Here is a 13,502-nt window from a genome sequence, read left to right as displayed (position 1 = left end):
TACCTGCGTCTCAGGCTAAGACTCAAGACATACCTGGCACAATTATATTAGCAACAACTGATTGGTGCCCCTACGCTTGTGAAAAAGAGCCAATTAAAAAGGGCATTGTGCATGATTATATAGAGCACCTTGTCGCCCAACAAAATCGTAATCTAGAATTGGTTTTTCTTCCTTGGGCCAGAGCCGTTCAAGAAGTTAATAATGGTAATAACCACGGTTTGTTGACTGCGGTTCCCGCTGAAGCGCCAAACTTATTATTTACTCGCCAACCCCTCATGGCCTATCAGATGTGTTTTTACGGCTTAGCTGATGCCACTTGGCGTTACCAAGGTCATTCTTCTCTGTCCTCAACTATTTTTGGGGTTATGGCAAACTACGGCTACGGCGAACCCTTAGACAGCTTTGTCAGTAACTACCGCAATACCAATGTGGTAAAACTGGCAGGCAGTGACGGCTTAGAACGTTTAGTGGCAATGCTTGAGAAAGGCCGACTAGACTCATTTGTTGCAGATTCACATGTTATTGATTGGCATTTAAAACAAAGGCAAAAAGCCCCCTTTCAGTCCTTAGGTTGTTTATCACAAAATCCATTTTATTTAGCACTTTCACCTGAATTACCCTGGGCTGCTGAGTTTCTTGCTTCGTTAGATAAGGCATTGGCAGATACCAAAAATCGTGCGTGGTTGGCGCAGCAAATCAAAATTCAATATCAATAGGGCCTTTGTCCAAAGTGATTCGTTTATTTTAAATGCTCGCTTAAATAATCCACCAGCAAGCGTATTTTGGGCGACAGGTGGCGATTTTGTGGATAAACCGCCCAAATACCCTCATCAGGCTCACTGAATTCATCTAACAAGACAACTAAATCTCCACTTTGCAAGTGGGTTTCAACATAGTAGTGAGGTAATTGCACAATGCCTAAGCCTTTTAACGCCGCATCCACCAAACCAAAACCACTGTTGTAACGCAGGGTCCCACTGACTCGAATGTGTCGGTCTTTACCTTTTTCTTTAAATCGCCAGTAATCTAAGGTTCCCAGTAAACAACTGTGGTTGTGCAAGTCAGACAGTGAAACAGGGCTGCCGTGTTGTGCTAAATAGCTCGGTGATGCGCACACATAATTGGTGCGCTGGCCAAGCATTTTAGCCATTAGGGTGGAATCAACTAACTTGCCCAATCGTATAGCCAGATCGTAGCCTTGCTCTAATAAGTCGAGCTTGTCGTTACTTAGATTAACGGTAATTTGTACCTCTTCATATACACTCATAAAGTCATTTAGTAAGGGTAAAATATGCCGTTCACCGTAAGTAACTGGTGCTGTCATCTTAATTTTACCTTGCGGCTTCACTTGCAAGTTGGTGATGGCCTGCTCTGCAGCCTCTAAACTGTCAACAAGGCCACGGCAATGGCGATAAAACAGACGCCCTTCTTCTGTCAAAGTGACCTTTCGCGTGGTGCGGTAAAAAAGTCTTGTTTTGAGGCGCTTTTCAAGTTCACTGATTTGGCGACTGACCTGGGCGGTAGATATCCCCATTTGCTGCGAAGCCTTGGTAAAGCTTTGTGTTTCAGCCACAGACACAAATTCACTGATCCCATCCCAAGCCATGATTATTACCTATATGTAAAACTGAATTACAATTACACGATATTATCATCGATTCAGTAACAGATATAATAGTCACTCACTTATCAAGTTTGATGAAAATCGTTAACGCTTGGTCGTCACCTTCAAACCAATCTTTTTTAATTACACGAGATACATAATGTCTGAGCAATTTATAAAATCTAGAGCCGCCGTTGCCTGGGGACCCAATCAGCCTTTGTCCATAGAAGAAGTGGATGTGATGTTGCCCAAAAAAGGTGAAGTGCTGATTAAAATTCTCGCTTCTGGGGTGTGTCATACTGACGCGTTTACGTTGTCAGGTGAAGATCCAGAAGGTTTATTTCCTTGCATATTGGGCCATGAAGGTGGCGGTATTGTTGAACAAGTCGGTGAAGGTGTAAGCAGTGTCCAAGTTGGCGACCATGTTATTCCTTTGTACACACCGGAGTGTGGCGAGTGTAAATTTTGTTTGTCGGGTAAAACCAATCTTTGCCAAAAAATCCGCGCAACTCAAGGTAAGGGTCTCATGCCCGATGGTACGACTCGTTTTTACAAAGATGGCAAACCCATCTTTCATTATATGGGCTGCTCTACCTTTTCTGAATACACAGTATTACCTGACATTGCCTTAGCTAAAGTCAATCCTAACGCGCCCTTAGAAGAAGTCTGCTTATTAGGTTGCGGTGTTACCACTGGTATGGGCGCAGTAATGAACACTGCCAAAGTAGAAGAAGGTGCAAGCGTGGCTATCTTTGGTTTAGGCGGCATTGGTTTATCAGCTATCATTGGCGCAACCATGGCGAAAGCCTCACGCATCATTGCCATTGACATTAACGAAAGTAAATTTGCCCTAGCCACTAAGCTAGGTGCAACTGATTGCATCAATCCTAAGAACCTAGATAAACCCATTCAAGACGTAATCGTTGAGATGACGGACGGCGGAGTGGATTATTCATTTGAATGCATTGGCAACGTGAACGTGATGCGTTCAGCGCTAGAATGCTGCCATAAAGGCTGGGGTGAATCAGTAATAATTGGGGTTGCCGGTGCGGGTCAGGAAATATCCACGCGCCCATTCCAGTTAGTCACGGGCCGAGTATGGCGTGGCTCTGCTTTTGGTGGTGTTAAAGGTCGTTCAGAATTACCCAATTATGTTGAACGTTATCTGCAAGGCGAGTTTAAATTGGATGATTTTATCACTCACACCATGCCACTAGACAACATTAACCATGCTTTTGAGTTGCTACACAAAGGCGAAAGTATTCGTACCGTCATTCACTTCTAATTCGTGGGTGGAAGCTAAGCGAGCACTTTAGCCCTTACTGATTAACAGTCAGGGCTAAGAGTCTCAATAGTAAATATATAATGACAGCCTAAGCTTATTTGTCTCAAGCCCAGATGCAAGTCACCTAGCGCGTATGGTAGGCTATGGTCAATTAAGATTTAGAAGAGATTTTTTGCATGTCTGTGTTTGCGCAATCCTACCCTCAACATATTCAAGAATTGCAGCATCGTACTCGCGATGCCTTAGCCCGTGAAGGAATCGACGGTTTGATTATCCACTCGGGCCAGGGAAAACGTCTGTTCCTTGATGACAATAATTACCCTTTTCACGTAAACCCGCAGTTTAAAGCGTGGCTACCCATCGTTGATAACCCCAATTGCTGGTTAGTTGTAAACGGTGTCGATAAACCTAAGTTGATTTTTTATCGGCCCAAAGATTTTTGGCATAAAGTGCCTGCGAAACCCAGCGCATTTTGGGTCGATCAATTTGATATTGTGTATTTAACTCAGGCTAATTTAGTTGAAAAACACCTGCCATTTGATAAAAGTCGTCATGCTTATGTAGGTGAATACATTGAAGTCGCTAAAGCCTTAGGGTTTGAGCTGGTCAATCCTGATCGTGTCATGCACTACTTGCATTATCAACGCGCTTACAAAACCGACTATGAATTGCACTGCATGCGCGAAGCGAATCGCTTGGCGGTAACCGGCCATCGCGCGGCAAAAATAGCATTTGAGCAAGGCCTAAGCGAATTTGAGATCAACTTGGCTTACCTAAGCGCTGTAGGGCAAGGTGAAAATGAGGTGCCTTATAACAGTATTGTGGCCTTAAATGAGAATGCCGCGATACTGCATAATATGCAGGTAGACAAAGTGGCGCCTGCGCAAAGTCGTTCATTTTTGATTGATGCTGGCGCCAGCTTTCATGGTTATGCGGCAGACATCACGCGAACCTATACCCAACACGCCGGCATGTTTGCAGAACTTATTAAGGCCATGCATAAACTGACTTTAGCGTTAGCTGAAGAGCTTAAACCAGGCATTGCTTACACAGAGATCCATTTAAGCGCTTACCGACAAATTGCTAAGATGTTGGCAGATTTTGGTATCGTTAACTTAAACGCAGACGATATCGTGACACAAGGTATTGTAAGCACGTTTTTTCCGCACGGTATAGGGCACTTTTTAGGACTGCAAGTGCATGACGTAGCAGGCCATTCTGCAGACGATTGGGGTACACCTAATCCTCCACCAGAAGCCCATCCTTTTTTACGTACCACTCGTTTAGTTGAACCCCGCCAGGTTTTTACCATTGAACCGGGTTTATATTTTATTGATAGTTTACTGGCGGATTTAAAAGCCACTGAGCAGTCTAAATTTATCAACTGGGATGTGATTGACACACTTAAGCCTTACGGTGGTATACGAATCGAAGACAATATTGTGGTGCACCGAGAGCGCAATGAAAATTTAACACGAGATTTGGGTTTGAACTAAGTATGCCTTAGCTAAATTAAGTCAATAAAAGGGGCGAAGCTGCCCCTTTCTTACGGCTTAACTTGGCTTTCTTCAAGCATAATTTGCGTTAATGTGGCATCGATGACAGGCATATCTACGGTTCCTTTGCGAAAAGCCAAATAAACTGGCAACTCAAATTCTGATACGACAAATGAATCGATATTATGCTTAAATGAACTACGTTCTAATAAAAACCGCCCCACTTCATCGTTTAATACGGATGCATCAACTCGACCAGTAGTGAGAATTTCCAGTAAGGTTTCATTTGAATCTAAATAAATGATGGTAGCTTGGCCAAGACCATATTTATTTAAAACGTGTTCATCTAATGGAATGCCTCGTAGCACCGCAACGACTTTGCCAGCCAAGTTTTTCTGTTGTATTTGCGCATGCTGTTTCGCATAAAATACTGCGTATTGCGTCACATGCAAAGGGTGAGCGGTATAGTCTAAAAACTCAGACCGTCGCTGATTATAGGCGAGCGAAAAAATACAATTATATTGGTCTTTTTCAATTTCAAGTTTGACCCGACCCCATGGAAAATTAAGCACTGTCAGATGCCAATTCAATCTACTGGCCAACTGATTAAGGTAGTGCATATCTCGCCCCACAAAATCACGCTGTTTTTCACGGTAAATGGTGTAAGGCGGATAATGTGTAGTGAGGCATACCATCTCTTTTACTGTGTCGTCTTCAGCAATTGCAGGCCAAGCACAAAGCATCAAGTAAGGTAAAAACAGTGGAATTAATTGTTTAATACCCATTAATTCCACTTAGCAAGTACAAAATAGAGTGTCATCCTGATACCCAAAACTAATTAACAAAACAGGGTGCATACCAGTCACGCCCTATACAAGAAAAACGATGCTCAATGAAGGAAAAGAGCCGCTATATTGAAAATGGTAACAGCTTTCACCACACAGGTCATTGCGCGCTTTATCATTCAGCAACTAAACCTAATTTAGTGACGCAAAATCTACACTTTGTTTACCTACTTTTTATCTCGAAGATCAAACGATGAACTCAAAGTAATGCCGCGGCAACCGCTTCTTTCACGGGTCAGAAATTTATATAAAATTGAACCATCTTTATTGCTCAAATATACGTTATGCTTAGTTGAATTAATGTGTAATTGCACAGATAGTAAATTCGTGGCTGATCGTGCCACCCGCTGTAAGGAAGAATGACATGGAATTAATATTCGAATATCTATTGAGCCCACAAACCTTAGTTTTGGTTTTTGTAATTGTCCTACTAAAAACATCTATTAAATTTGTGCCACAAAACCGTGCCTATGTGATTGAGCGATTTGGTAAATATCAATCAACCAAAGAAGCAGGGCTGAATTTTATTTTGCCCTTTGTTGACCGTATTTCAGCTGACCGCTCGCTTAAAGAACAAGCTGTAGATGTACCAGAACAAAGTGCTATCACCAAAGACAACATATCCCTGCACGTCGACGGCGTATTGTACTTTAGGGTGCTCGACCCTTACAAAGCCACCTATGGCGTAGACGACTATGTTTTTGCTGTTACTCAACTTGCCCAAACCACTATGCGTTCTGAGTTGGGTAAGATGGAGCTAGATAAAACCTTTGAAGAGCGTGATATTCTTAACACCAATATTGTTGCCGCCATCAATCAAGCCTCAGGCCCTTGGGGCATTCAAGTGCTGCGTTACGAGATAAAAGACATTGTACCGCCACATTCTGTGATGGAAGCCATGGAAGCACAGATGAAAGCTGAGCGGGTAAAACGCGCACAGATCCTTGAATCAGAAGGTGACAGACAAGCTGCCATTAACCGTGCTGAAGGTCAAAAAGCCTCCGTCGTATTAGCTGCTGAAGCCGATAAAGCAGAAGCCGTGCTGCGTGCTGAAGGTGAGGCGAAGGCAATTATTGCGGTAGCCACGGCCCAAGCCGAAGCGTTACGCCAAGTAGGTGAAGCTGCTGCGACGGAAGAAGGCCAAAAAGCCATACAACTCGATTTGGCCAGCAAAGCGATTGAAGCCAAACGCGCTATTGCCAAAGAATCATCTGTGGTGCTTTTGCCCGATGGAGGAACCGAAGCGGCGAGCATAGTAGCGCAAGCCATGACCATCATTAACACCTTAAATAAAAAGGTTTAAGTCATGGATTGGGCAATTAACAACCTAAGCCAAATCCTATTTATTCTCGGTTTAGCCTTATTGGCTATCGAGATTGCGGTGTTAGGCTTTTCAACTTTTGTACTGTTTTTTGTCGGTGTAGCCGCACTACTATCTGGAGTACTCATTTTTATCGGTGCGATACCTGAAACCTTATTAAGCGCGTCATTGTCTGTAGCCGTGATTACAGCATTAGCCGCTATATTATTGTGGAAACCCTTAAAGAACATGCAGAACAAAGTAGATACCAAAAAAGCTAAAGGCGATTTAGTCGGTCATCGTTTTGTGGTGGATGCAGCAGTAAGTCCCACTGAAAACCCAACGTATCGGTACTCAGGCATTGATTGGAAGTTAGTCAGCACAGAGCTTATACCCGCTGGTAGCAAGGTTGAAGTTACTGAAGCTGATGTCGGCGTATTTCACATCGATAAGGTCGTAAATTAAACACCTCTTTTTAATGCAACATCGCATTCTTGTCGTAACCCGCCACCTTGGCGGGTTACTTTTTAACATCGCACAATAAACCACCTTACAACCAGTAAGGAAACACACTAATCTGGCTGATCAAGGTAAGAACTTGGCAAAAAAAGCATTCACATCTTGTGCGTTTTCGATATCAAAGATCCAAGTCATTTCTGCTGCGTCAGAAAAATCAAAGCCACCTAAGGCAATTGATTCGTTGTTATAACGGCCATCTTGACCGTTGTATTTATCTGCTATTTGTTTGGCAGTTTGCCACAATGCACCGTGGTCTTTATGCGTCAAAGCGACTTCCCACGCACTTGCATCATCAGACTTATAACCTGCCGTGCCATTATTAAGGGCATTGCCATCAGCAATTTTGTGGTAGTCACTGTGGGCTTTAACATAGTTTAACGCCTCAACCGAGGTGTTGTTTTGATTCCAGTCACTGTGCTGCACAATATGCACTCGTTGCCGAGTGGCTATAGTAGGATCGTGACTTAATAGGGCTTTAATCAACAAAGCTGAAAAATCGGATTGACCCGCTTCTGCTATCCAGATATCTCCTCCTTGTTGCAAGGTTGACATTGCTAAACTAAAAACTTCTTCAAGAGCTTGCTTTTGATTCGCATGAGCATCTGACCAGTGATTAGCAAAGGCTAATTTAAATAACGCGGGGGACGGTACATATTCGCCCTCTTGAATACCATAAGCGCCTGCAACGGCATGATAGTTAATCTTTGCAAATTCGGGATGTCGTAAAATACTGGCTACCGCAGCAATACTATGAATGTCGTCTACATCGGTTTTACTATCGAACTGAGCTAACAACAAATCCCGTTGAGAATTAAATTTTCCGATTACAGCGGGTGGTTCTGCTGGCCGGTGTTGCGCTTGGCAAGCAACTAGCAAAATTGAAAAAATAACCACAATTGAACATGTGATTGGTCTTCTAGAAAATTGGCGCATCATAATCATTCCCTTCGTTTTTTATTTATTGTCGCTGAGTTAATCGGCAGATTCCCATTGCGAATACCTGCAAGCTTAGTTACTTTATTCAACAAAATGGCTGATTAAATACCGTCGCGTGTTAGCTAAACCTTATCTTCAGGGAGAGACATTTATATGGCCATTCACCGTCCTTTGTTTAAACATATTCGTGATCACGATGCCCTGTTTAGTGAACTTGCGATGATTCGCAATGATTTCGCTAGCACCCTTGGTTTGATGCATCATGACTATCATAAAACACCAAAGTTTGTGACACCTGAGGGTCAACGACTCACAATTGAGCCTGAGCGCAGTATTGTGGTGCCCAGTTTTAAAAACTTACGCGGGGTAAAACGTTTACTCGAACAACACATTCCCGGTTTTAATATTGTCGCTAAAAGTGATATCGGCTTTCGTTATCCTACAGCCGCCATTGCCGGACTTGACGCACCTTTTATTAAACGTTTTCGTTCGGAGTTTTTTCATAAAGAGGGTGAAAATAGAAATATATGTCGGCCTATCAACCTATCCTACGGCATAAAAAGTCGTGGTAAAGGTGATGCGCGCCAAGAATACGAAGTATGGGTACCTAACGAAAATCTGCAGCAAGATCCCTCGCCATTATTTATCGATAAATACGGTGAAGACTTACCCGACGATGTGCGTGACTTTGCGGCCTTAGAACCGGTGGTTTACGGCTGGATGGGCGTTAAACGCAGTGCCTTTGAAGCCATTTATATTAATAAATCGGTGATGGGCGACATCGCGATTATCGTTGGCTTGTCGGTAGATGCCTATAACATTGGCGCACGGCCTGATTTGTCATATTCACCACGAGTCGGTAGTTCGATCGCGGTAGGCAATGCCGAGTTAGAGTGGGAAGTGATGGGCTACTATGCACCTAAGGGAGTGCACCATAGCCACGATGATATTTGGCTGGCTATTAACCACACCATTGATGTCATTAGTCAACCTCTGACTGAACTCTATCAAGCTATTATTTTGCCCATAAACGAAAGTAAAACAGAGCGAATACTCAGTACCGTGAGCCAACTGGATATTCCCTTAGAGGAGTTACTTGAATGGAACCTCAAACCCTGGGAGTTTTTACAAACCAGCAGCTTACACCGGCGTAAGGCGCACGATCCCTCACGTTCAGTTAATTTGCTAGGCCGGCTTAATCGTTTGTTTTATCAAGAGTCGCACATATTGCCGTCGCTAAATGAGATCCATGACCTGATTGCACAATAGGCTTGGCAACCATTTGGCTCGGGTAGGACGGATATGAGTTGTTAGATAAGCTGACTAAGACTAACCTGTATTAATTATCATCGCTTAATATGGATATTCGCATGAAGTATGTATCTTTAATGGTTTTTATCTCTTGTTCGTTTATTTTTTTATCAAAACTGGTCCACAGCTCTGAGTGGCCTTACCCGCAAGATACACCGCAAATAAAACCCATTAATGTGGGTATGGCGAGCGATCGCCCGGTGGATATTTCACGTTTTTTGCAAGCCCGTGGTCCATCACGCGCCACCATGAATAAGCAAGGTTCCTTAGTCGCTTACATCAGCAATGTAACTGGTGTGCCTCAAGTGTGGTTATTGTCTTTAGAAGGGGGGCAAACCACCCAACTGACCTATGGCAATGGTGTGACATTTTATCGCTGGCATCCAGATGGTGAGCATATTGTTTATGGCGCAGATAATGAAGGTAATGAACGCGAAGCTTATTACCTGATCGCAAAGGATGGACTTAGCGAGGAAGTGCTTCTTGAACACAGCAACGCTTATCGTGTCTTCGGCGACTTTGACCAACAAGGTCAACAATTTACTTATGCTTCTACTGAACGAAACGGTCGAGATTTTGATATCTACTTGTTGGATCTAAACGCAAGCACCAATAAACCCAAAATGATTTATCAATCCGAGTTTGGCTTTTATCCACGTCAATGGCAGCCCAAGGGTAAACTATCGATAGTGACTGAAGTGGTGGGCGAAGATGGCGCAAATGTGTATTTGCTTAATACACAAACAGGTAAAATGGAGAATATATTCAAACCCGAAATTTCCTCAGATTACAGTCAGTTCGTCTGGTCTGCATCGGGTAAGGCATTCTATTTCACCTCCGACCAAGATGGCGAAATGAAATCATTACGCCAATACCAACTCGACACAGGCTCCACTACAACCTTATTTAGTCATCAGTTTGACATTGAAAATGTACAAAGCTGTATGCAAGAAAAATATCTTGTTTGGACCACCAATGAATACGGTTTTGACACATTACATGTCTATGAGCAACAAACCAAATCACTGAATACAGTGGCGTTACCCGATGGTGTCTACTCACTCACATGCAGTGAAGCGGGTAAAGAGCTAGTAGTACGTATAAGTGGGCCAGCGACGCCCGGCAGTTTATATTTAGTCGACTTAACGAAGCAACAAACGCGCTTGCTGATGGCGCCTGATATGGCGGGTATTGATTCTCAACAGATGATTACTCCAGAGGTTATCGAATTTCCCGCCAGAGACGGGTTAGCTATCAATGGTTTGTTGTATTTACCGGTTATCGAAACGGCCAAATTGCCTCCCATTGTGATTGACGTACATGGCGGCCCAACGGGTCAATCTCGAGCTTCGTGGGGGCCATTGATCCAATATTTGTTAGGCCAAGGCATAGCCGTTCTCGATATCAACGTAAGAGGCTCAACGGGCTTTGGCAAAACTTATGCGCGACTAGATAACCAAGAAAAGCGTTTAGACAGTGTACGTGACTTAGTGGATGCACTAGCTTGGTTAAAGGCACAAGGCAAAGTTGATGCTAATGAAGCAGCAGTTATGGGCGGATCATACGGGGGTTATATGGTCAATGCCGTTATGGGTGCTTATCCTGACGCCTTTAAAGCAGGTTTGTCTTTTGTTGGTGTGGCTGACTGGGTAAAAGCCTTACAAACCGCTTCACCTGGGCTTAAAGCCTCAGATCGGATTGAATATGGCGATATTCGCGAACAACGCTGGATAGACTTTTACGCTAAAAACTCACCGGTTAATACCGTGCATAAAATCAAAGCGCCAATGTTTTATGAGCATGGCGTTAACGACCCGCGTGACCCGGTTACCGAATCAGACACTATGGTTCAGGCCTTACGCGATAAAAATATACCCGTGACGTATTTACGCTTTCCTGACGAGGGTCATGGCATTGCTAAATTAGCCAATAGAATTACCTTTTATCAACAAGTTGCTGCTTTCTTAAAGCAACATTTAGCAGAAGAACGGTAACCTCAAAGGCGCAGCACTTGGGTTAGACACAAGAACTGTCATTATTTATTCAGGAATGGCTAAAATCACTGGTAAAGCAGGTTTTGCAGACCCATCATGATTACACAGTAGGGGGGAATTAGTTCGATTAGGAATGGGGTAAGAGTTTTGCCACGACATGCTGTCTTCCACGCCCTATAAGGTCACACTGTCAATTTTAACTCTGCGCGGCAAGCACCGCGCAGAAAAGAAAAACAATCGAACGATATGACTTAAAAACCTTAGTCACCCGCCACTTGCATGTTATCAATCAGGATTGAACCAGTTTGAATCGCACCACGTGTTTCAATTTGCGCACCAATCGCAACAATATTTTTCAACATGTCAGCTAAGTTACCGGCAATGGTGATTTCATGCACAGGGTACTGAATAATGCCGTTCTCTACCCAAAAGCCCGCTGCACCCCGTGAATAATCTCCGGTCACCACATTCACGCCTTGGCCCATCAGTTCAGTCACTAATAAACCAGTACCGAGTTTGGCCAACATTTCTTTATCGGATTCGCCGGTATGTTTGATATACCAATTGTGGATGCCACCTGCATGCCCAGTGGTTTGCATACCCAATTTTCGAGCTGAGTAGCTCGTAAGTAAATAGGTATTTAATCGGCCATTAGTTACCACTTCAAGATCTTTGGTTATCACCCCTTCATGATCAAAAGGCGAACTGGCTAGACCCCGTAAAACATGGGGTTTTTCGACGATATTGAGCCAACTAGGCAAGACTTGCTCACCTAATTTATCGAGTAGAAAAGACGATTGACGATATAAATTGCCACCACTAATGGCACTGACAAAATGACCAAATAAGCCCGAGGCGATTTCGCGATGAAACAAAACCGGGACTTTTGCGGTTTTAATTTTTTTAGCACCAAGTCTATCAAGGGTAAATTGTGCGGCTTCACGGCCCACTTGCTCTGGCGACAACAACAAGTTTGCTTCGCGATCAACGGTATAGCTGTAGTCACGTTGCATATCGCCGTTTTGTTCGCCAATCACTACACAGCTTAAACTATAACGGCTGCTGTTGTAACCGGCATTCAAGCCATGGCTATTACCGTAAACCTTAGTGCCTAAATTGGCATTATATGACGCGCCATCAGAGTTGGTAATGCGCTTATCAACACTCAATGCGGCCTCTTCCGCGGCAATAACTTGTTTGATGGCAAGCTCGGTATCGAGTTCTTGAGGATGAAATAAATCTAAATCGGGGTAATTAAAGGCCATTAAGGTTTTATCGGCCAAGCCTGAATAAGGATCTTCACTGGTGTGTTTAGCAATTTCGACGGCTTTTTCAACGGTTAATTTAAGCGCTTGAGGCGACAAATCAGCTGTAGAAGCACTGCCTTTTTTCTGACCGTGATACACCGTGATGCCTAAACCTCCGTCATTGGTAAACTCAACGGTTTCGACTTCTTTTAGGCGTGAAGACACGGCTATGCCCTGAACCTTAGACATACTGGCTTCAGCTTGGCTTGCGCCCATTTTTTTGGCTAATTTTAAGACATCTTCGACGATATTTTGAATTTCAGATAATTGTTGTTGCATACGACCTGCGTTATCGAACTATATTAATAGTGCTTTCAAGGTTACAATCTACCCATAGTGTAACACTAAAGATCATGCCATGGCCGCCCCTAAAAAGCACAAAGATGTAGAAAGCGATTTTCAAATAGACGACGAAACGGAAATTCTGAGTAAAACCCAGTTAAAACAGCAAATGCTTGACCAGCAAAAATTAGGTGTATCCCTAATTGAGTTAAGCCCCACTGAATTGGCAAAGATCCCCATGGACGAGGCACTGTTAGATGCGGTGATGTTAGCTCGTCGAATTACCGGTAAAAAAGAAGGGTTTCGCCGCCAGTTGCAACTCATCGGCAAGATGATGCGCCAGCGTGACAATGTGGCTATTGAGCAAGCGGTTCAGGTGATCAAATCAGCTCATCAAACCTCAAGCGCTGCTTTTCACAAAATAGAAGTGCTGCGTGATAACATCATCAACATTGGCGATGAGAAAATTGCAGAGGCCGTTGAAAAGTACCCCTTACTTGATAGACAAAAGTTACGTCAATTGTCACGTCAGGCAAACAAAGAAAAGGCCAGTAACAAGCCGCCAAAAGCGGCAAGAGAGCTTTTCAAATATTTACAGCAAGCCATTAATGGTTAAATAGCATG

General features: G+C 43.5%; 12 protein-coding genes. 8 read left to right on the top strand and 4 right to left on the bottom strand.

Annotated features, from left to right (window positions below; all coding sequences use genetic code 11):
• The coding region (locus NWQ57_RS11340; RefSeq protein WP_306022260.1) for an ABC transporter substrate-binding protein at positions 1 to 716 on the top strand (716 nt) is incomplete at its 5' end.
• 23 nt (positions 717 to 739) lie between these two features.
• On the opposite strand, the gene NWQ57_RS11335 is transcribed toward NWQ57_RS11340, so the two are convergent.
• The gene (locus tag NWQ57_RS11335) at positions 740 to 1,606 is read right to left on the bottom strand and encodes a LysR family transcriptional regulator (protein ID WP_306022259.1); all 867 of its coding nucleotides are present in this window, start codon (positions 1,604 to 1,606) and stop codon (positions 740 to 742) included.
• Between the two features lie 157 nt (positions 1,607 to 1,763).
• On the opposite strand from NWQ57_RS11335, the gene NWQ57_RS11330 reads away from it, so the two are divergent.
• Positions 1,764 to 2,888, top strand: coding sequence for an S-(hydroxymethyl)glutathione dehydrogenase/class III alcohol dehydrogenase (locus tag NWQ57_RS11330; RefSeq protein WP_306022258.1), 1,125 nt, complete (start codon positions 1,764 to 1,766; stop codon positions 2,886 to 2,888).
• A gap of 176 nt (positions 2,889 to 3,064) precedes the next feature.
• The gene (pepQ, locus tag NWQ57_RS11325) at positions 3,065 to 4,384 is read left to right on the top strand and encodes a Xaa-Pro dipeptidase (RefSeq protein ID WP_306022257.1); all 1,320 of its coding nucleotides are present in this window, start codon (positions 3,065 to 3,067) and stop codon (positions 4,382 to 4,384) included.
• Positions 4,385 to 4,434: 50 nt separating this feature from the next.
• On the opposite strand, the gene NWQ57_RS11320 is transcribed toward pepQ, so the two are convergent.
• Positions 4,435 to 5,169 (bottom strand): ABC transporter substrate-binding protein, encoded by a 735-nt coding sequence (locus NWQ57_RS11320; protein WP_306022256.1) that lies wholly within the window; start codon positions 5,167 to 5,169, stop codon positions 4,435 to 4,437.
• Between the two features lie 424 nt (positions 5,170 to 5,593).
• Here NWQ57_RS11320 and NWQ57_RS11315 point away from each other — a divergent pair, with 424 nt between their 5' ends.
• Both NWQ57_RS11315 and NWQ57_RS11310 read left to right on the top strand, forming a co-directional pair.
• Complete coding sequence (locus NWQ57_RS11315) at positions 5,594 to 6,532, top strand: SPFH domain-containing protein (protein WP_306022255.1); 939 nt, start codon at positions 5,594 to 5,596, stop codon at positions 6,530 to 6,532.
• Positions 6,533 to 6,535: 3 nt separating this feature from the next.
• Positions 6,536 to 6,994: an NfeD family protein gene (locus NWQ57_RS11310; protein WP_306022254.1), complete on the top strand. Its 459-nt coding sequence runs from the start codon at positions 6,536 to 6,538 to the stop codon at positions 6,992 to 6,994.
• A gap of 120 nt (positions 6,995 to 7,114) precedes the next feature.
• On the opposite strand, the gene NWQ57_RS11305 is transcribed toward NWQ57_RS11310, so the two are convergent.
• Positions 7,115 to 7,984 (bottom strand): hypothetical protein, encoded by an 870-nt coding sequence (locus NWQ57_RS11305; protein ID WP_306022253.1) that lies wholly within the window; start codon positions 7,982 to 7,984, stop codon positions 7,115 to 7,117.
• Positions 7,985 to 8,137: 153 nt separating this feature from the next.
• Between NWQ57_RS11305 and NWQ57_RS11300 the strand changes: the two genes are divergently transcribed.
• Positions 8,138 to 9,253, top strand: coding sequence for a hypothetical protein (locus NWQ57_RS11300; RefSeq protein WP_306022252.1), 1,116 nt, complete (start codon positions 8,138 to 8,140; stop codon positions 9,251 to 9,253).
• A gap of 101 nt (positions 9,254 to 9,354) precedes the next feature.
• Positions 9,355 to 11,289 (top strand): S9 family peptidase, encoded by a 1,935-nt coding sequence (locus NWQ57_RS11295; protein ID WP_306022251.1) that lies wholly within the window; start codon positions 9,355 to 9,357, stop codon positions 11,287 to 11,289.
• 260 nt (positions 11,290 to 11,549) lie between these two features.
• On the opposite strand, the gene pmbA is transcribed toward NWQ57_RS11295, so the two are convergent.
• Positions 11,550 to 12,875 (bottom strand): metalloprotease PmbA, encoded by a 1,326-nt coding sequence (gene pmbA / locus NWQ57_RS11290; protein ID WP_306022250.1) that lies wholly within the window; start codon positions 12,873 to 12,875, stop codon positions 11,550 to 11,552.
• 79 nt (positions 12,876 to 12,954) lie between these two features.
• Between pmbA and yjgA the strand changes: the two genes are divergently transcribed.
• Positions 12,955 to 13,494: a ribosome biogenesis factor YjgA gene (gene yjgA / locus NWQ57_RS11285; protein ID WP_306022249.1), complete on the top strand. Its 540-nt coding sequence runs from the start codon at positions 12,955 to 12,957 to the stop codon at positions 13,492 to 13,494.
• Positions 13,495 to 13,502 lie beyond the last annotated feature (8 nt).

Origin of the sequence: Paraglaciecola sp., from assembly GCF_030730205.1 — a bacterium.
Classification (GTDB): domain Bacteria; phylum Pseudomonadota; class Gammaproteobacteria; order Enterobacterales; family Alteromonadaceae; genus Paraglaciecola.
The sequence above is the reverse complement of the archived record's forward strand: the minus strand, read 5'-3'. Positions and strand labels throughout refer to the sequence as shown.